This window comes from Microvirga sp. TS319 (genome assembly GCF_041276405.1).
Taxonomy (GTDB): Bacteria; Pseudomonadota; Alphaproteobacteria; order Rhizobiales; family Beijerinckiaceae; genus Microvirga.
Genome location: NZ_JBGGGT010000002.1, coordinates 1,640,117 through 1,658,452, shown reverse-complemented (window position 1 = coordinate 1,658,452; position 18,336 = coordinate 1,640,117). Strand labels below are relative to the sequence as shown.

At 62.7% G+C, this 18,336-nt stretch carries 16 protein-coding genes; 9 read left to right on the top strand and 7 right to left on the bottom strand.

What is annotated here, in order from left to right; translation table 11 throughout:
• Positions 1–112: 112 nt before the first annotated feature.
• The 6 genes from coxB to AB8841_RS17165 all read left to right on the top strand — a co-directional run bounded on the left by coxB (position 113) and on the right by AB8841_RS17165 (position 6,904).
• A complete protein-coding gene (coxB, locus tag AB8841_RS17190) occupies positions 113–766 on the top strand; it encodes a cytochrome c oxidase subunit II (RefSeq protein ID WP_370437042.1) in 654 nt (217 codons plus the stop codon).
• 2 nt (positions 767–768) lie between these two features.
• Positions 769–3,276, top strand: coding sequence for a cytochrome c oxidase subunit I (gene ctaD, locus AB8841_RS17185; protein WP_370439291.1), 2,508 nt, complete (start codon positions 769–771; stop codon positions 3,274–3,276).
• Positions 3,273–3,626, top strand: coding sequence for a hypothetical protein (locus AB8841_RS17180; protein ID WP_370437041.1), 354 nt, complete (start codon positions 3,273–3,275; stop codon positions 3,624–3,626). Before ctaD ends, AB8841_RS17180 begins: the two co-directional genes overlap by 4 nt.
• A 457-nt stretch (positions 3,627–4,083) precedes the next feature.
• On the top strand, positions 4,084–5,109 hold the full coding sequence (locus AB8841_RS17175) for an ABC transporter substrate-binding protein (RefSeq protein ID WP_370437040.1): 1,026 nt from the start codon (positions 4,084–4,086) through the stop codon (positions 5,107–5,109).
• On the top strand, positions 5,106–6,146 hold the full coding sequence (locus AB8841_RS17170; RefSeq protein ID WP_370437039.1) for a FecCD family ABC transporter permease: 1,041 nt from the start codon (positions 5,106–5,108) through the stop codon (positions 6,144–6,146). The genes AB8841_RS17175 and AB8841_RS17170 overlap by 4 nt, the downstream gene beginning before the upstream one ends.
• Positions 6,143–6,904 (top strand): ABC transporter ATP-binding protein, encoded by a 762-nt coding sequence (locus AB8841_RS17165; protein WP_370437038.1) that lies wholly within the window; start codon positions 6,143–6,145, stop codon positions 6,902–6,904. The genes AB8841_RS17170 and AB8841_RS17165 overlap by 4 nt, the downstream gene beginning before the upstream one ends.
• Before the next feature lie 940 nt (positions 6,905–7,844).
• Here AB8841_RS17165 and AB8841_RS17160 read toward each other — a convergent pair.
• The gene (locus AB8841_RS17160; RefSeq protein WP_370437037.1) at positions 7,845–8,108 is read right to left on the bottom strand and encodes a hypothetical protein; all 264 of its coding nucleotides are present in this window, start codon (positions 8,106–8,108) and stop codon (positions 7,845–7,847) included.
• Between the two features lie 345 nt (positions 8,109–8,453).
• Between AB8841_RS17160 and AB8841_RS17155 the strand changes: the two genes are divergently transcribed.
• Positions 8,454–8,984 (top strand): YqhA family protein, encoded by a 531-nt coding sequence (locus AB8841_RS17155; protein WP_370437036.1) that lies wholly within the window; start codon positions 8,454–8,456, stop codon positions 8,982–8,984.
• Between the two features lie 405 nt (positions 8,985–9,389).
• Here the strand turns inward: AB8841_RS17155 and AB8841_RS17150 are convergent, their stop codons facing one another.
• The 4 genes from AB8841_RS17150 to AB8841_RS17135 form a co-directional block, all read right to left on the bottom strand.
• Positions 9,390–9,611, bottom strand: a complete 222-nt coding sequence (locus tag AB8841_RS17150) for a hypothetical protein (protein WP_370437035.1) — start codon at positions 9,609–9,611, stop codon at positions 9,390–9,392.
• Between the two features lie 473 nt (positions 9,612–10,084).
• Complete coding sequence (locus tag AB8841_RS17145) at positions 10,085–11,215, bottom strand: TIGR03118 family protein (RefSeq protein WP_370437034.1); 1,131 nt, start codon at positions 11,213–11,215, stop codon at positions 10,085–10,087.
• Between the two features lie 612 nt (positions 11,216–11,827).
• Positions 11,828–12,130 carry a GCG_CRPN prefix-to-repeats domain-containing protein gene (locus AB8841_RS17140; RefSeq protein WP_370437033.1) on the bottom strand — a complete coding sequence of 101 codons (303 nt, stop codon included), beginning with the start codon at positions 12,128–12,130 and terminating at the stop codon, positions 11,828–11,830.
• 497 nt (positions 12,131–12,627) lie between these two features.
• On the bottom strand, positions 12,628–13,719 hold the full coding sequence (locus AB8841_RS17135; RefSeq protein ID WP_370437032.1) for a purine nucleoside permease: 1,092 nt from the start codon (positions 13,717–13,719) through the stop codon (positions 12,628–12,630).
• 432 nt (positions 13,720–14,151) lie between these two features.
• Here AB8841_RS17135 and AB8841_RS17130 point away from each other — a divergent pair, with 432 nt between their 5' ends.
• Entirely contained in the window at positions 14,152–14,559 is a 408-nt protein-coding gene (locus AB8841_RS17130) for a hypothetical protein (protein ID WP_370437031.1), read from the top strand.
• 805 nt (positions 14,560–15,364) lie between these two features.
• Complete coding sequence (locus tag AB8841_RS17125) at positions 15,365–16,120, top strand: extensin family protein (protein ID WP_370437030.1); 756 nt, start codon at positions 15,365–15,367, stop codon at positions 16,118–16,120.
• Positions 16,121–16,411: 291 nt separating this feature from the next.
• Here AB8841_RS17125 and AB8841_RS17120 read toward each other — a convergent pair whose 3' ends face one another.
• Together AB8841_RS17120 and AB8841_RS17115 are read right to left on the bottom strand one after the other, a co-directional pair.
• A complete protein-coding gene (locus AB8841_RS17120) occupies positions 16,412–17,320 on the bottom strand; it encodes a DMT family transporter (RefSeq protein WP_370437029.1) in 909 nt (302 codons plus the stop codon).
• A 181-nt stretch (positions 17,321–17,501) separates the two neighbouring features.
• Positions 17,502–18,335 carry an aldo/keto reductase gene (locus tag AB8841_RS17115; protein WP_370437028.1) on the bottom strand — a complete coding sequence of 278 codons (834 nt, stop codon included), beginning with the start codon at positions 18,333–18,335 and terminating at the stop codon, positions 17,502–17,504.
• Position 18,336: the final 1 nt, after the last annotated feature.

Genomic DNA, 18,336 nt, shown 5'->3' with positions numbered 1-18,336 from the left:
ACCTCCTCGTTCCTGGTTTCGTTCGAAGGGCACAACACGTCTGGCGGGCGCATGGTTCAGGTGGGCCGCCGCATCGGCGTCCTGCATCGCGCTCGCAGGATGCGCCGGTCCTTTGTCGACACTCGACCCGGCGGGTCCGCACGCGGCCTCGGTGGCGCACCTGTGGTGGGTGATGCTTCTCGGCGCGGCAGCCATCCTGCTCCTGGTGATGGCCCTCCTGCTCAGGGCCTTCGTGACATCCGGCCGGACCCGGGCATCGGCCGGCCTCTGGCTCCTCGGCGGAGGCGTCCTGTTTCCCGTCGTCACCCTTGGGGCTCTCCTGGCCTATGCGCTCATGACCGGGGAAAGGCTGCTCGCGCATCCGGGAAGGCCCGAGGTGACGCGGGTCAACGTGCTCGCCCGTCAATGGCACTGGGAAGCCTCCTATCCGCTCACGGATGGGACTTCGGCAAGGTCGGTCGGCACCCTCCACATCCCGGCGGGAGCGCCCGTCGACATTCATGTCGCCAGCGCGGACGTGATCCACGGCTTCTGGATCCCCCGCCTCGGCGGGAAGATCGATGCGGTGCCGGGACACGTGAACGTGATCCGCCTGACGGCCGATGCCCCCGGCACGTATCGGGGCGTGTGCGCCGAGTTCTGCGGCAACGGGCATGCCGGGATGGACATGGCCGTCGTAGCGCATCCTCCCGGCGAATACGCCGCCGCGCTTGCGCGCCTTGCCGCCGGTCTGCAGATTGGACTGCACACGAAGACTGCTCCGTGACGATGATGCTCCCGCCGCAATCTCCGGTCCGCCTGCACAAGGAGCTGGATGCCGTCTGGGGCACGCCCCGAGGATGGCGAGCTCTCTCGGCCGTCAACCATTCCGTCATGGGACGACGCTTCATCGTGGCGGCATTCGTGTTCTTCGCCATCGGCGGCATTCTCGCCATGCTGATCCGGGCGCAGCTCGCGTCCCCGCACAGCGCCTTCCTCGGACCGGACCATTACAACCAGGTCTTCACCATGCACGGCACGGTGATGATGTTCCTGTTCGCGATTCCGATGTTCGAGGGGCTGGCGATCTATCTTCTGCCGAAGATCCTCGGCTCGCGCGACCTCGCCTTTCCCCGCCTCGGCGCCTACGGATTCTGGTGCTACGTCTTCGGCGGCTCGATCCTGCTGGCGGCGCTCGCGGTGGGCGCCGCGCCCGATTCCGGCTGGTTCATGTACACGCCGCTCTCCTCGCGCACCTACACGCCGGGCATCAACGCGGATGTCTGGCTCATCGGCATCACCTTCGTGGAGATTTCCGCGATCTCGGCGGCCGTGGAGATCGTCGTCACCATTCTCAAGATGCGCGCGCCCGGCATGTCGCTCGACAAGATGCCGCTCATCGCCTGGTACCTTCTCGTCACGGGCATGATGATGCTGGTGGGCTTTCCGCCGCTGATCCTCGGCAGCATCCTGCTCGAGGTCGAGCGCGCCTTCGACTGGCCGTTCTTCGACCCGGCACGCGGTGGCGATCCTCTCCTGTGGCAGCACCTGTTCTGGCTCTTTGGCCATCCCGAGGTCTACATCATCTTCCTGCCCGCCGCCGGCGCCATCTCGACGATTCTTCCCGTCCTCGCCCGCCACCCCATCGTCGGTTATTCATGGATCGTCGTGAGCATCGTCGCGCTGGGCTTTCTCAGCTTCGGTCTGTGGGTGCATCACATGTTCACGGTGGGCATCCCGCATCTCGCGCAGGCCTTCTTCTCTGCGGCGAGCATGCTGGTCGCGATTCCGACGGGCGTTCAGATCTTCTCGTGGCTGGCGACGCTGTCGTCGGGGCGGCCCCGGCTCGACGTGCCGATGCTCTATCTCCTCGGCTTCTTCTTCGTCTTCGTCGTCGGCGGCCTCACGGGCGTGATGCTGGCGGTCGTTCCCTTCGACTGGCAGGCGCACGACACGCACTTCGTGGTGGCGCATCTTCACTACGTGCTCGTGGGCGGTTTCATCTTTCCGATGATGGCCGCGGCCCATTACTGGCTGCCGCACTTCACCGGACGCATGCCCGTCCACCGCTTGAGCGTGACGGCCTTCTGGCTGATCTTCACCGGCTTCAACGCCACCTTCTTCCTGATGCACCTGACGGGCCTGCGGGGCATGCCGCGCCGCGTCCACACCTACGCGCCCGAGCTCGGATGGGGCTGGCTGAACCTGCTCTCCTCGATCGGCGGCTTCGTCATGACCATCGGCTTCGCCCTGTTCGTGGTGGACATCGTCATGCAGGTGCGCTTCGGGCGCCGCACGCCGCGCAACCCGTGGAAGGCGGAGACGCTCGAATGGGCCATGCCCGTCCCGAGCCCGACCTACAACATCGCGGCCATCCCGGAGGTGGGAAGCCGCGCGCCTCTCGCGGGTGCCCCGGACCTCGCGGCCCGGCTCGCCCGCGGCGAGGGCTATCTCGGCTTCGTGCGCAACGGCTGGCGGGAGACGCTCGGCGTGCACATGGTCACGGGCAGGCCCGACCAGGTCATTCTCCTTCCCGGACCGACCTTCCTGCCTCTCTGGACGGCGCTCGCAACGGGCCTCTTCTTCGTGTCGCTCCTGGGAAAAGCCTATGGGCTCGCCCTGGTGGGGGCTGGTTTGACCGCTGTGCTGCTCGTCGCATGGACCCGGACGACGGGCCTGCGCGGGGATTGCGGCACGCTGCCCGTCGGCCGCAGCGAAGCCGTGCCGCCGCATCAGGAGGCGCCCGGTGCTCCGTCCTGGTGGGCCATGGTCTTCACGCTCCTGGCCGACGGAACCCTGTTCGCGTCGCTCATGTTCGGCAGCGTCTATCTCTGGATCGTCGCTCCTGGCTGGCCTCCCTCCCAGCTCCTGGAGGCGGGTATCGCCCTGCCCCTGGCGGGAGCCGGGGGCTTCGCCCTCGCGGTGCTGGCCGCCCGGAAGGCGCGCTTCGAGAATGCCGGCGGCCGGACGGTGCGCGCTTCACTCGGCCTGATCGCGGCAACGGCCGGCCACGGAGTCGCGCTGGTCTGCCTGATCGGGCTGGCCAGGGTGGTTCCCGACCCGACCGGACACGCCTATGCGGCAACGACCCTTGTCATCCTGGCCTACGCTGGCTTTCACGCGGCGCTGGGCATCCTGTTCGCCGGCTTCGGATGGTACCGGTGCCTCTCGGGACATGTGTCCGCCAAGCGCGACCTGGATCTGCGCATCGGCGAACTCTGGCACGGCTACACGGCGGCTAGCGGAGCCACGGCCCTCCTCGTCGTCTACGGACTGCCCCGGGTGATCGGCTCATGAACAGACCTGCCTCACCCAGCCTGCTTCTCCTCGTCGCCGGGTTCGGCATCTGGAGCTCGGCCTTCGCATCCCTGTACGCTGCGAACGCTATTGGCTGCGCCTCCGGCTGGCAGAACGTGGATGTCGGGCCGATCAGCCTGAACAGACTTGTGCTGGCCGTGCTGTGGATCGGTCACCTGAGCGCATCGGGTCTGCCGCTCGCCCGATGCCTGAAGACCTGGAGGAGCCATGCCGATCAGGGGCATCCCTCCCGCTTCCTATCGGCGAGCGCGCTTGGGGCCAATGGCTGTGCCCTGTTCGCGACCCTTTGGACGGGCCTGCCGATCGTGAGCGCCTCTGCCTGCCTATGATGCCGCTGTGAGATGGGAATGGGACCAACCGGAGGACGGGAACCGTTGGCTGCCGCCATGATCGGAGAACGACCTTCTGCAGCGATGCATTCACGGGTACGGGTCTGTCGCCGCTTCGAACGGCGCGAGCAGGAGCCGATGAATCCGGCAAGGAACGCCCGGCTGTGACGCGAACCTTGATCCGCAAGCATACAGCCTCCTCATTTTGACGGATCCGGAGTTCAACTGCGTTTGGACGAGCGTTCCTGCGAATGTTCGAGCGACCACCAAGTCTATCTCAGAGGCCGCACAGAGCTTTGCGCTTCAGCGCCCAGCATAGTTTAGAAGATGTCTAATATCGCTTGTACATTTAGAGCCATTCTAATCAGCATTCATCTGAGCGATATCTTCTTGTTTCCAACCTATCCCTCACGCTAAAGGCAGGCGCATCCCTCATCTCCTCACGAGGAAGCTCCCCATGAGCATCTTGAAGGCCTTCTTCGCCGCTACCGGCTTTTCCGCCGTTTTCGGCCTCATCGCAACGTCAGCGATCGCGGCTCCGACGAAATATCCGCTCACCATCGAAAACTGCGGCGCGAAGGTCACCGTCCAGAAAGCGCCGGAACGGGCCATCGGCCTTGGCCAGAACAGCGCGGAAATCCTGCTGCTGCTCGGCCTCGAGAACAAGATGGCCGGCACCGCCTTCTGGCCGAACAAGGTTCTTCCCCAGCTCGCCGACGCCAACTCCAAGGTCAAGCTTCTGACCGTCGAGTTCCCGACCTTCGAGTCGCTCCTCGCGGAAAATCCGGATTTCGTCGCAGCCGCACTGCCGAGCCTGCTCGGCGATTCCAGCAAGGTCGCCAAGCGGCAGGACTTCGAAAAGGTCGGCGTTCCGAGCTATCTCTCGCCGAGCACATGCCTGGAACGCAAGGAAGGAACAGACCAGTACGGCAGCCGCGCCGCGCTGTGGAACATGGATCTTCTCTACCGGGAGATCGACGAGCTTTCCCAGATCTTCGACGTCGCCGATCGCGGGCAGGCCCTGATTGCCGACTTCAAGGCGCGCGAGGCAGCCTTGCGCGCCCGCATTCCGGCGGGTGACAAGACGCTGTCCTATGTCTTTTGGTTCTCGAGCCCGAGTCCGTCTGCCGATGCCTATCTCGGCGGCAAGAACAGCGCCTCCGGCTTCATCGCCGACCTCCTCGGCGGGCGCAATGCCATCACGGCCGAGGCCGAGTGGCCGACGCTCGGGTGGGAAAGCATCATCGCGACGAATCCTGACGTGATCGTCGTCGCCAGTCTCGATCGCAACCGCTGGGACCTCGACAAGCCCGAAGCCAAGATCGCGTTCCTGACCTCCGACCCGGCCATCAGCCAAATTCCCGCGGTCGAAAACAAGGCAATCGTCGTCATGGACGGCGCGGCCATGAATCCCACCATCCGCACGATCTACGGCGCTGAACAGGTGGCCGGGCAACTGAAGACCCTCGGCCTCCTGAAGTGATCGAACCGCACACGACGATCCGGCACGCTCTCGCGTTCGGCATTCTGCTGCTGGCCTCGTTCGCGGCGGTAGCGCTCGCCGTCGGCGTCAGCGTGGGGATCGGCGACCTGCCGATCCCGCTTGCCACGACATTCTCGGCCCTGACGAACCGGCTCGGTTGGACCGCCGTTGAGCTCAACCGCATCCATGAGACGGTCATCTGGGACTACCGCTTGAGCCGCGCGCTGGTGGCGGCCTTCTGTGGGGCGGGTCTTGCCTTGTCGGGAGCGATCATGCAATCGCTGCTGCGCAACCCTCTGGCCGAACCCTATGTCCTCGGCATCTCGGCCGGCGCTTCCACGGGCGCCGTCGCAATCGTCATCCTCGGCATCGGCGCGGGCACGGTTTCACTCTCGGTGGGCGCCTTTGCGGGCGCCTTCGCGGCATTCCTCTTCGTTGCGCTGCTGTCGAACGGGACCCGCGGCGGGGCAGACCGTACCATCCTGGCGGGCGTCGCCGCCTCGCAGCTCTTCAACGCCGCAACGTCCTATGTCGTGACGACATCGGGCAATGCGCAGCAGGCGCGGGACGTGATGTTCTGGCTGCTCGGCAGCTTCGGCGGCGTGCGCTGGCCGGAATTCATGCTCGTCTCGATCGTTGTCGGCATCGGACTCGTCGCCTGTCTCTTTTACGCCAGGGTCCTGGATGCATTTGCCTTTGGCGACGAGGCGGCAGCGGCGCTCGGCGTCAATGTCGGTCAGGCGCGGATCATGCTTTTTGCCCTGACGGCCATGATGACCGCCACGATCGTCAGCATGGTCGGCTCGATCGGCTTTGTCGGCCTTGTCGTGCCGCATGTCGCGCGCTTTTTCGTCGGACCGCTTCATGGCCGCCTCCTGCCGGCCTGCGCCATTGCCGGAGCCATATTCATGGTGCTGGCGGATATCGCCTCGCGCATCCTCATCCCGCAGCAGGTCCTGCCGATCGGCGTTGTGACGGCGCTGGTGGGCGTACCCTTCTTTTCGCTCATCCTGTACCGGTTCCAGCGCGCGTCATGAGCATCAGGGTCGACAATCTCGTTTGGAGAATCGCCAGGAAGACCGTTCTCGACGGCGTCTCGTTCGAGGCGAAGCCGAACGGGATGGTCGGCCTGCTCGGCCCGAACGGCTCGGGCAAAACCTCGCTCCTGCGTCTTCTCGCCGGCCTGAAGCGGCCGCATTCCGGCCGGATCACGCTCGGCCAGAAGGACCTGAACTCCATTGCCCGCCGTGAGATCGCGCAGCGCGTTGCCTTTATGGAGCAGCATGCCGCGACCAACGCCAATCTGCGGGTGATCGACGTCGTGAAGCTCGGCCGGTTCCCGCACCGCTCGATGTTTTCCGGCTGGACGGCGGCTGACGAGAACACGGTCGCGGAGGCGATCGAACGCGTCGGCATGACGGAAAAGCGCAACGAGCGCTGGCAGAGCCTTTCAGGGGGCGAAAAGCAGCGCGCCCATCTTGCGAGAGCATTGGCTCAATCGCCGAGCGAGTTGATTCTCGACGAGCCGACCAACCATCTCGACATCCAGCATCAGATCGGCCTGATGCGGCTCGTTTCGACCCTCCCGGTCACCAGCATCATCGCCCTTCACGATCTCAACCATGCCGCCATGTTCTGCGACCAGCTGGTGGTTCTGCAACGAGGCAGGGTCGTGGCCTGCGGAGCGCCCGAGGCGGTGCTGACCGAAGAGCTTCTGAGAAAGGTCTTCGGCATCGAGGCTCGGGTCGAAACGTCATCGTATCATTCACGACCACACATCCATTATCTGCGATGAACGTCGGAACGTGTGGCGGCTTCCCCAACGCATGCCACATCCAGCGTCATCCCCCCTCAATGGATCGAGGCGGTCGCCGGCCCGTAGTCGCTCCCCGGAGACTTTCACGGTTGTGCGCTGACATGGCCCGTCTACAGGCTCGCTCACGCGCCATGCGGATCGCCGCAGTCGCTCCCAGATCTCCGGTCCGAACTGCGTTGCGCGAGAGCATCGGACCCAAAAGTGGAATCTACTTTCGGGATCAATTCGATGCTCCCGCGAGAGAACAGCGCATCACAAGCTGCGAAAAACCGGGGCCGCTTTTTCGTACGAGGCGCTAGCAGCGATGGAGGCGCGGTCGCCCGGATGCATGCCTCATCAAGCGGCCGCGCCGGTCATACGTGTAGCAGTAACCGGGCGATGCCTGCGCGACGCGGACTCCTGTCGCAGCGCCCGTAGCCGCCCCCGTGGCCGCACCGGTCACCGCACCTGTCGCCGCACCGGCGACGCCACCGACCACCGCTCCTACGGGACCACCGACGATGGCTCCTGTCGTGGCACCCGCTGCGGTCCCAGTCGTCGTCGGTGAACAGGCTGAAATGGCTACACATGCACACAGAGCTAAAGCAAGCTTGTACATCGTCCGCTCCTCGTCCGGATGCTGGGATCCGACCTCCCCGCGAGTTTGATCGGGCGCGAGGGGTCTCTTGCTAACGTGGCTGTGCCCGATAGGGTTGCCGCAGGTGCGGATCTCCAATGGAAGTACTCTTCCGGATTCGAAGGGCTCCGTGGCCTATTGCGCGGATGAGGGGTCCTGAATTCCGCGTCACGGATCGAGAGCCATCGGATCGGCAGGGCATGGCCCGAGCAGGCGCGACCGCATTCACCGCTGAAGGACCGGATGCAGGGAACGACCGGCTGCCGAGACACCGGCATCATCCAAGAACCTGTAGCCAGGAACCTATCGGGGAGGTCTCCCGCGACATTGCTTCGGAAACACGAGCCTGACCCGAAGAATTCGCCTTGCGGCCAAACGGTCAAGGGTCTCCTTGATCACGCGGACCGTTGCCGGGTCGGCCCGCAGAGCGAGGTCGATGATCGGAGCCATGGCCCTCATCTGCTGGAGGGTCGTGATATTGGCATCCTGCAGAGCCTTCCGCGCGCTCTCGGGCAACCGCAATCCCTCGAATGGATCAGCGGGTTTCTTGGAGATGAGTCGAGGCATCGTGCAAACCTTCCGGCTGTGTTGATCAGGGATGCGACGCGTAACCACCCGCTATAGACACTTGAGCCGGGCGCTTTATTCTCGACGGGATGAGATTTCAGGCCTTGGGGGAGCCTCCTGCTCATGCCTTCATGCCCGAGCCTCGGCCGGCCCCCCAGGACACCACCTGTTACCGTCGAGGTCGTCCCAGTCCTGCCGGAAGGATCTTTCGAGGCTCCCTGAGCTTTGATGAGCCGATCGTCTCTCAGAGGGTATCAATTTCCGTTAGGGCAATCTTCTGGTAGGGTTGGTGGCCTTTGCGGGCCAAGACCGATGGTCCGAGGCTCAGGTAGATCGTGTGATCGGATGCTTCATTTCATCCTGTCGTTACGCTGGATCACGCTCCTTGCCGCCGCTGGCGCGGCCATCGGAGCAGTTCTGATCTTCGGGGTTGGCGCTATCAAGCTGGCCTACGCCCTGGGATTTGCCTTTTTGCCGAATGAAACCGGCGGCCTCACGGTCATTGCCTCGGTGATGCAGGCCACCGACGCATTCCTGTTCGGGCTTGTCCTCATCGTCTTCGCTTACGCGATCACGTTCGGCTTTGCCTTCGATCTCCCCGAGCATGCTCGGGCGAGACTGCCCCAGTGGATGAGGGTGAGCGGGATCAGCGAACTCAAGATCACGCTGATCGAGGTTATCCTGGTCTACCTTGTCGTGGACTTCGCCACCGACATGGTGGAGGTCGAGACGCATACCTCCTGGGAAATGCTGATGAAGCCGGCCGCCATTCTGTTCATTGCAGCAGCCCTTCGGCTTGTCTGGATCTCTCACTTGGGAAGCCACGGGACAATCGAAGAGGAGCCTGGAAGTTCCACTCACCAGGGCCCACCATAGAGAGCGATCCGGTGCATCGACGGCCTCGGTTAAGAGCCTGTCATGCGGAAAACCAGGTCCGCTTTTCCGCACGATGCACTAGCCCAACCAGAACCAGAGCCCGACGAGGGCGCCTACAATAAGAAAGAAGACAACCGGGAACCAAGGCGGCAGGGGTTGCTGGTGCCCATTGAAAGCCATTCAGGGGTACTCCGAAAGGACTTGGCGCTTACGAGAGCAATGGCTTTAGGACAACTTTCGTTCCCGCGCTCGACCTATCCCCTGTCCTCTGCAAAATCAGACTACAGCGGAGAACGGGAGCATTTTTCCCGCATAGCCGGTTCCCACTTTCGCGCACGATGCTCCCTTCTTGGAAAGAGCGCATCGTTCTTGCGAAAAACCGGAGCCACTTTTTCGCACGTTGCGCTAGGCGCGGACCATCCGGTTTCGGATCCAGGCCGAAGCGGCAAGCAGGAGCGAACCGGCAACGCCACAACCCACAACTTCCAAAATAGCGTAATAAAACGGCTCTGATGCGTCAAAATCGGGCCAGAATGCTTCGCTCATCACGAGGATTGTTCCAACGAAAATTCCGAGGAAGCCACCTTGAAGCGCAAAACTGCGCGGATCCCATAGCTTCCTTTTCATCGATCTTGTTTTCCAGGCATAGCCTACCCTATGGGCTCTCCGCCTCCAGACCTCTCGTTAGCCGCTCTCATCGGGCAAAGCCCGGCGCTTGTCAAAGCGGCAGATCACGCATGGGGACCAATTCCATTGGTGCCTAGAGCATCGTGCGAAGAAGTGGGAACCGGTTTTGCGTGAAAAGATGCTCAAAGACATCAACTTACCGCATCGGATGTGGGTTCGATTTCACACCCGATGCTGCGACCGTTCATCGTCATGGCCATCCCCGGACTTGATCCGGGGCTCTGCCCAGGTCATCCACGTCTGGGAACCGCTGCGCCACAAAGACGTGGATGCCCGGCTCAAGGCCGGGCATGACAAGAATGATGCTCCCGTATGGAACAGCGCATCGTTCTTGCGCAAAACCGGATCACCTTTTCGCGCTAAGCGGAATGCATCCGGGCGCTTGCGTTTCCGTTCGTATCAAGGACCGCGTCTCAGACCGGCGGGATGACCCAGTCAGAAGACGCCATCGTGTGATCCTTCTGCGCCGTGTCGGCCGTCAGGGTTCCGAACAGGCCGTGCTCCTCGTTCTCCACACCCGCCGTGAAATAGATGCTGTGCGGATCGCTGTTCGGCCCGGCGTTGCCCGGCACGAGTGCCCACAGATCGCCAATGACGACTTGATTGCCGCTGGGGTCATCCAGCGTGCCGAGGAAGTGGAAGTCGTGCGGGTCGTAGGCATTGATCCTCCCATCACCGAAGTTTCCGACCAGGAGGTCGTGGGAGAATTCCCCGAAGCCGGACGGTGCAATGGCAAGCCCCCATGGCGAGTCCAGCGGTCCCTGCGAGGCGACCCGGTGCAGCAGGTGCCCGGAGAAGTCGAATTCGTCGACGTAGCCGTGCCCTGGGCCGGCAACGTCGTCCTTCTTGTCTTCATCCTGAAGCGCGAAAGTCACGAAAAGATGGCCGTTGAGCGCCTGCACATTGAAGGGAGCGTAGCCTTCCGGCAGATTCGGATCGGTAAAGCTGCGGACCTCGTTGAACTGGCTGTCGAACATGTCGACCTTCCCGTTATGGAAGTCCGTTGCGTAGAGATAGGTGTGGCCGTGCGTCTTCCCGATGGCCAGGCCCTTGTAAACCGCATCCGTGTCGGAGTTGTCGACCGCAATCACCGAACTGGCGCTGTCGACCGCAGGATTCCAGCCGGAGATCGTTCCATCTTCCGTTGCGAAGATGAATTTGGACGGGGCGGTATGTCCGTTGCTGGAGATGTCGAACCCCTTCCCCCAGCTGTTGAAGACCTGGCCGGTCGGGGCGGAGGGCCCTGTCTCTCCGGGAGGGGCAGCGATCGTGATAGACGAATGGCCGTCAATCGTGATCGGGTTGCCACTGCCGTCGTAGATCGTGGCCACGCCGGTCCCATTGTCGGAAACCCAGAAGGGGCCTGTCGGGCTGTTTGCGACTCCCCAGGGGTTGATCAGGTTCTCGTCGATATGCTCCGCGGGCAAGAATCCGTCGGAAACAAGGTTCGTCTGAGTAAAGCTGTTATCCCGTTGCGCGTGTTCATGTGTGTCGTGTCGCGGCTGGAAATCGAACTCGAAATCACTGAAGGATAAGATGCTCATCGATGCCTCCATGGACCGAGAGAAGCCCCTAGCTCCCCGGCGCTCGCGCCAGGGCTCATCGCATCACGGCGTCCCGGCAGGCAGTTGGCAAAGACCAAAGGTCGAACAGCATTCACTGAGTTCTGAGACGCCTGAGTGGGAGCAGCCCGCGATCGGCTTTTGCTCGATCACCTCGTCAGCTTCGGCGAGAAGCGTCGGAGAAAAGAGGGCCGGCTGCTGTCATTGTACTGGAATGCAAGACCTCTGCCTGCTCCGGAATCCACGCTCGAAGTCTCCTGATAGGATTTGCGTAGGATTCACGAATGATTCTACCACTATCTCACGTCGCAGGCGAGGATCCTCTCACTCACGATTTTCGATTACGGAGTGCCTCCTTCGGCCAAGTCGAGCTGAAACGCGATCGAGTCTCGGATCTGCCGAAAGCAACTCCATGGCTTCAGCAGCGAAACGTCCTAAAGCATCGTGCGAAGAAGTGGGAACCGGTTCTTCGCGAAAAACGATGCTTCATCAAAAGGAGAGAGCAAGCATCCCGATCCCGTCAGAATGCAAGTTGCTCCAGTGGGAGCATCGAATTGATCCCAAAAGGGGGATCCCCTTCCCGCGTCTGATGCTCTAGTACCGCCGACGATAATAACCGCCACGGTAGCCATAGTACGGGCGACCATAATAAGGTCGGCGGTAGCCGTAGTACGGGCGACCGTAATAACCACCACGGTAGTAAGGGCGGGGCACGGCATAATAGCGGCCGTAGTAGTTCGGCCGGCAGTAGCCGTAAGGCCCCCGATGAAAGCCGGGACCGCAGCCCTGAGCCGCCGCAGCGGGCGCGACGCCAACTCTTCCCTGTTCCAGCGAGGCCATCCCGAGCCAAGCACCGAACACGAGGGCAGCAATCGTTATCAGTCTCCGGAGTTTCATGACACGCGCTCCTCATATCGAAGCGGAGGATGCTCCACGTGGGCGGCGTTCGACACGCAGGCTCCTCGCGAGATAAGCAGTGATTATAGAAGCACAGGGATGAATTGTCTTCTTAATGTTGCGGCGCTTGAGAGCAAAAGCCGCTAGACCGGATCCACTCCGACGAGTCATCTCCAGCTCCATTTCTGGTGCGCAGCAACGCGCCCCCGCGAGAGGGTCAGACGGCACCGACCATCCCTAGTGCCACGAACGCAAAAGTAGAAACTGGATTTGCGTGAAAGATGCTCACAATCAAAATGTTGAAGCATCGGACGTCAGTTCGGATGGAATCGTGCGGGTGCCGGAAGATGGGTGCGAACCCTATCCTGGGTACCTATCCTGGGTACCATCTCTATACTTCAAGTAGCCGGCAGCACACGGCGCTTCTGCAGTCGTGATCGAAGCGCTCGACGTGAGGGCCTCCTGGAAGCCCTCACCCGGCAGTGCAGTCGCTTTCCTTACTGTCGTGGCAACGGGGGAACGCCGTTCTTCCAATCCGGCCAGTGCGCCACAATGTAATCGACCATCGTGCCTCCGACAGCGGCGACATTGTCGACGGTCTCGGCGAACCCGCCCGCCGTTTGGCCTGGCGCTGGATCAAGATGCTGAAGTGTCGTCTCGCTCGGATTGCCCTGGTCGAAGTTCACCGCTCCTCTCAGGCTGAGGAGCCTCCCGTCACCGAGCGTGCGTTGAACCACTTGGGCGATGGCAGCTGCCTCCATCTCGGTGATGAGGTAATCATCCGCACCATAGAGCTTGGCGATGTATTGTGCCTGTTTCGACATGCCAGGACCATGGAAGAAGGTGTCACCGGTCATGTGCGTGCCGGCCTTCACCGACGGGGCTTGGCGTGCCGCCTCCTGCGGGTACCGCATCCGGTAGGCCTGCGCGGACTCAGAATCCTTCAGCGTCATCTTGCCCGTCAGCTGCATCGCCCAACCGACCAGATCGGGATTGAGCTGGAACAGACGAACCTTCTCGTACCCCTTGCGTGGCATGAAGGTTGGTGCGCCCGGCTCTCCTTCTTCCGGAGCCCAGCGGTGGCCAAGATCGTAGTCGACGAGCCAGGTCGCCCAGCTGACATCCGCAATGGTCCCGCGCTCTGGCGGCGTTCCGGCCACGCCATTGATGACGAAGTATGCTTCCGACATGTCGAATTGCGGGTTGAGAATGATTGCCTGCACGGATGAGGACGAAGCCACTTTGCCCATCCCCAGGACAGATCCGCAGACGCCGTCCTCATTGCAGTAGACCGGGTTCAGAGCCCCTTTCACCGGGATAGCCTGGCTGTGGCTGAAATAGCGCTCGTACCAGTGCTGGAACTCACCGGCCCGATCACCGGTATTCTGGCCGATCTCGAACATCGAACCGATGAAGACCTTAACCTTCACCGGCTCGGCAGCAGCGGCCGACGACGCGATCGAAAAGGTGAATGAAAGGGCAGCGGCAATTGGGATCAATCTCTGAAACGGCACCAGGGCAACTCCTTGCAGGGCGAGGTCCCGGATAAGCACGTTCCCCATCCGAGACAAAGGCTGAAGAATGCGCATCTGACTAATCTTTGATCAGACGCAGGAGGATCGCCCCCGGAGAGGCCATCTCACCGAATAAGTGGCCCATGACCGAGGGGTCGTTCATCGTGCCACCAGGGTGGCGGTTTCTAAAGTATCGGACGTGAAAAGTGGAATCCACTTTTGGGATCGAATCCGATGCTCCTTCCTAGCAGTGCGCATCGTTCTTGCGAAAAACCGGGTCCACCTTTTCGCACGATGCTCCTCCTATAGAACAGCGCATCGTTCTTGCGAAAAACCGGGTCCACTTTTTCGCACGATGCGCCAGGCACTCATCCGATGCCTCCGTCCCAAACTGTCAAGAGATCGTCCTCTTCGGTCAAGCGTGATGCTTGGCTTTGCCTAGATTGGTCCTGCGGTGGGCCGTCGAGGACGAAAGTCTTACCATGATGGGAGGTTAGGATGAGAGTCATGAGCTTTGCGGCTGCCGGACTTGGCGTGCTCATGTCGTTCGCGGCCTCAGGCACGACGGCGCAGGGAGGATTGTCCGGGTTTCAGGGCGCCTGGCTTTCGGGAAGCGCGGAATGCGCCGATGTCTACTCGTCGTCCGGGAAGGGAACGACATTCAAGAAGCCGGTCGACATCTTCGCTCCGGCCTTCATCATTTCGGGCAATAGCCTGAAGACGCCTCAGGCGTCGTGCCGCATCAAATCGAGCCGACCGGGAACGGACCATCAGCTTCTCGTCCTCAACTGCACCAATGCGGTGGCGGGCAACGAAGTCCGGGCTTTGATGACGCTCGATCCGGATGGCTCGCTCAAGCGCTACCTCAACGAACAGGACAAGATCGGCACCGCATACAAGCGCTGCTCACGATGAAGATCCCACATCGCGTGCGCTCGATGCTCTCTTCTTGGAAAGAGCGCATCGGTCTTGCGAAAAACCGGGCCCCACTTTTGCGCTCGATGCTGTCAGTCCGTGGTTTCGAGCATCTTTACACGCAAAACCGGTCCCCACTTTTGCGCTCGATGCTCTAACGGCGACCGCCTCCGCGACCTCCGAAGCCACCGCGAAAGCCTCCTCCCTCTCCTCCGAAGCCTCCCGGTGGCCTGAAGCTGCGCTGAGCCGAAAAGGATGCCGGGCGGCGCGAGAACGGCGGTGACGCCGGTCCGGCGAACTGCCGGCTTGCGATCTGCCGCTGGTTCCCGAGATTCCGCGCCTGAGCGTCCCGCGCCAGGTTCGAGGGCAGCGGCTGCACTGTCGGGCGCTGTTGCGCCAAAGGACGGGGCTTTGCCGCTGGACGCTGCTGCGCCACCTGACGCTGCTGAGCCAGGCGTTGCTGAGCACCGGCCCGCTCCTGCTTGGCCGGGCGCGATGGCGCCGATGGCCGCGGTCGGGCTGACGGGCGTTGTTGCACTTGGCGCTCTCCCACCTGGCACTCTCCCGCCGGACGTTGCGCCGCCCGCTCCCGACCAGCGCCTTCTCTGCGGGTCTCAAGGCCCTCGTGCCCTTCGCCGCGCCTGAGAAGCTCGTTTCCTTTCGGCTGTACCGCGTCCTGCCAGCTGTTGCCGGCCGTGTCTGCCGCTGGCAATGCAGAGCCGGACCTCTCGGACAAACGAGCGAACCGGCAGCGTGGCAGTTGCGTTCGTTCAGAAGAGCAAGATGAGATGGCGAGGTGAGGCAGATGATACGCTCCGGAGTGGCGCTGGCGACAATTGCGATTCTGGGAGCCGCAACAAGCTCGGCGCAGACGGGGCCGCCGCTGCCTCCGCCCCGGCCAAGGGACGCGCCCGCGCCCGCGCAGCCGTCCAGGCCTTCGGTCGAGACGCCCCGGACCCTCCCGGATGAAAAAGGGCCGGCACAGGCCGTGACGGAACCGGATTCATGTCTGGTCCAGCTCAGGGCTGACGGGTTCGAGGTAGAAGCCGCCGAGCAGCCCTCGACGCCCAACGATCTCTGCCGGATCGAAGCACCGATGAGGCTGAAGGCCGTGCCAGTGCCGTCCCGACCGGGAGCGGCCGTGCGCCTGGGCGATCAGCCCATCCTGGCCTGCCGGTTTGCCGGCAACTTCGGGCGTTGGCTGGGGGATCTGGTGGCGCCCGTGGTGGCTGGCAGCCTGAACACGGAATTGAGGAATGTCCGCACCGGGCCAGGGTTCGAGTGCCGGAACCGGAACGGCGCCGCGACCGGTAAGCTGTCGGCCCATGCCGAGGGCTTGGCGATCGATATCGTCGGCTTCGAACTCGCCAACGGATCGACCCTGCGCCTCCGGCCGGACGGCGACGCTCCTCGGAATCAGGCACTAATGGCCCTGCGCACCGCCGCCTGTGGCTGGTTCACCACAGTGCTGGGCCCTGGATCCGACGCGGCCCATGCCGACCACCTGCACCTGGATCTGCAGCAGCATGGGTCGAGCGACCGTTACCGCATCTGCCAGTGAAGTACTGGCTTTGTCCTAAGGTTCGAGCGCAAGGCCTTTACGAGATCGAAATGGCTGTTCTGGGATCAAGCTGAGCGATCGGGCGTGGCCTTGTGAGGGTCAGCTTACCTTACGACGATGGAGGTCCGGCCCGTGCCTGCCTCACGCCAAAGTCTGCCATTCGCATTTCATGATGAAGTTGGCGCGACAGAGCGCACCCGCGGTCTGCCGCTATCCGGCGGGTTGTCGGTTCTCCTCAGGCTCCTGGAGCATCATACGCAAAACCGGTATCCACTTCCCGCGTTCGATGCCCTAACGCCAGAACAGGACGGCAGTGCCAAGAACCGTCACGCATGCGCCGACCCAGGATGGCCATGCGAGCCTGTTACCCGTCCGCAGCCACAGCATCGGCAGGATGGCGACTGGAGCCATCGAGGAGAGCGTCGAAGCAACCGCCACGCTGGTTCCAGTCAAGGCGATCATCAGCATCGACATGCCGGCCACGTACCCGATGAAGACCCCGAGCGAAACACGAGCCAGGGTCTGCCCGTCTGGAACGCCGATGCCCGATTTCCAAGTCTTCGGTGAACCGAAATGGTAGCCCCATAGGACGATAACGGCCACGAGTCCCCGCAGCGCCATCACGGCGAATGGATCGGGTTGGTCGAGCATCACCGGCCGCATGGACAAGATGCCGACCGCCTGGCCGAAGGCGGCAAGCACGGCCAGCAGGACCCCCGCAGCCGAGAGGCGAACCTCCGCATGAACGAAACTTTTATGCGCCGCGTCAGGGCGAGGGGCGGGTCCGTGCTTGAAGCCGACCGCGAACGCGATCCCGCACGTGACCAGGACGCACCCGACCAGTTGGCGCAGGCCCAGCGTCTCCCCGAGGACCAGGAAGCCGAGCACGGCCGCGAAGGGGGCGCTCAACGAGAAGATCAGCCCGGTCCGGCGTGCTCCGATCAGGGCAATGCCGGCGTTCAGGGCCGGATCCGCTACGACAATCGCCACAAGGCTTGAGAGCAGGATGAGGGGGAAATGCCTGGCCGACACACTGCCCCAGCCCCCAACCACTGTCGCAATGACGGCCAGCATCAGGAAACCGATGAGCATGCGCCAGCGCGACAGCGCCATGGGGCCGCCCACGGCCTTCACCACCTCGGCAGAGATGAGGGTTGCCAAGGCGATGCAGAGGGACGTGCCGAGGGCGAAGAGAGCCAAGTGTGTGTCCTGACTGGGACCGGACGCCAGCGGAGTGGCTCAATCGCCCTGAGGATCTGGAGAATCAATGTGACCGGAAGCTTTAGCGCATCGTGCGGAAAAGTGGACCCGGTTTTCCGCACGATGCGCTAGAACAGGCTCAGGGGAGGACGTATCCTCCACTGGACCCAACGCGCACAGGTCAGCAGGCAGGATCCCACTCCGGCGCGAGACCGGGTGGGCTGACGATCCGGCCTGTCGGCCTTGCCAGGGCGTGAATCGCAGCCATTTCCTCCGCTGACAATTCGAAGTCGAAGATGGTGAGATTTTCGGACGCACGCCTCTCGTTCACCGTCTTGGACAGGGCCACGATCCCCTCCTGCTGCACAAGCCAGCGCAATACCACCTGCGCGACGGACCTGCGGTGACGTGAGCCAATCTCGCGAAGCGCCGGGTCGGTGAGGACCCGGCCGTCTGCCATAGCGTAGTACGCCGTAACAGAAAGACCCGCCTCCCGGGCTGACGCGATGACAGCCTTCTGGTCGAGATATGGATGGTACTCAATCTGATTGGTGACCAGAGGGGCATCGCTGATGCTGATCGCCTCCTCCATCATCGCCACGGTGAAGTTGCTGACGCCGATATGGCGCACTCGTCCCGAACGCTGGACTTCGTTCAAGGCGCCGATCTGCTCGGCCAGCGGCACGGACGCGCTCGGCCAATGCAGCAGCAGCAGGTCGACATAGTCGGTCCTGAGCTTGGCGAGGCTCTCGTCCACCGAGGCCAGGAAGGCGTCGTGACGATAATTCTCCACCCAGACTTTCGTGGTCAGGAACACATCGGCACGGGCGATGCCGGAGCGGGCAAGCCCTTCTCCGACCTCTGTTTCGTTGCCGTAGATTTGGGCCGTGTCGATATGGCGGAACCCGAGGTCGAGGGCATGCGGAACCATCCGCAGCACGTCGGGGCCCGACATCCGGAAGGTTCCGAAACCGAGCGCCGGGATGGCGGCTCCATTGGCCCTGACAGTTCTCATT

Coding starts and splice junctions, on each gene's coding strand:
- ctaD (WP_370439291.1), top strand. CDS start 769: ATGATGCTCCCGCCGCAATCTCCGGTCCGCCTGCACAAGGAGCTGGAT.
- AB8841_RS17180 (WP_370437041.1), top strand. CDS start 3,273: ATGAACAGACCTGCCTCACCCAGCCTGCTTCTCCTCGTCGCCGGGTTC.
- AB8841_RS17175 (WP_370437040.1), top strand. CDS start 4,084: ATGAGCATCTTGAAGGCCTTCTTCGCCGCTACCGGCTTTTCCGCCGTT.
- AB8841_RS17165 (WP_370437038.1), top strand. CDS start 6,143: ATGAGCATCAGGGTCGACAATCTCGTTTGGAGAATCGCCAGGAAGACC.
- AB8841_RS17160 (WP_370437037.1), bottom strand. CDS start 8,108: ATGCCTCGACTCATCTCCAAGAAACCCGCTGATCCATTCGAGGGATTG.
- AB8841_RS17155 (WP_370437036.1), top strand. CDS start 8,454: ATGCTTCATTTCATCCTGTCGTTACGCTGGATCACGCTCCTTGCCGCC.
- AB8841_RS17150 (WP_370437035.1), bottom strand. CDS start 9,611: ATGAAAAGGAAGCTATGGGATCCGCGCAGTTTTGCGCTTCAAGGTGGC.
- AB8841_RS17145 (WP_370437034.1), bottom strand. CDS start 11,215: ATGAGCATCTTATCCTTCAGTGATTTCGAGTTCGATTTCCAGCCGCGA.
- AB8841_RS17140 (WP_370437033.1), bottom strand. CDS start 12,130: ATGAAACTCCGGAGACTGATAACGATTGCTGCCCTCGTGTTCGGTGCT.
- AB8841_RS17135 (WP_370437032.1), bottom strand. CDS start 13,719: ATGCGCATTCTTCAGCCTTTGTCTCGGATGGGGAACGTGCTTATCCGG.
- AB8841_RS17130 (WP_370437031.1), top strand. CDS start 14,152: ATGAGCTTTGCGGCTGCCGGACTTGGCGTGCTCATGTCGTTCGCGGCC.
- AB8841_RS17125 (WP_370437030.1), top strand. CDS start 15,365: ATGATACGCTCCGGAGTGGCGCTGGCGACAATTGCGATTCTGGGAGCC.
- AB8841_RS17115 (WP_370437028.1), bottom strand. CDS start 18,335: ATGAGAACTGTCAGGGCCAATGGAGCCGCCATCCCGGCGCTCGGTTTC.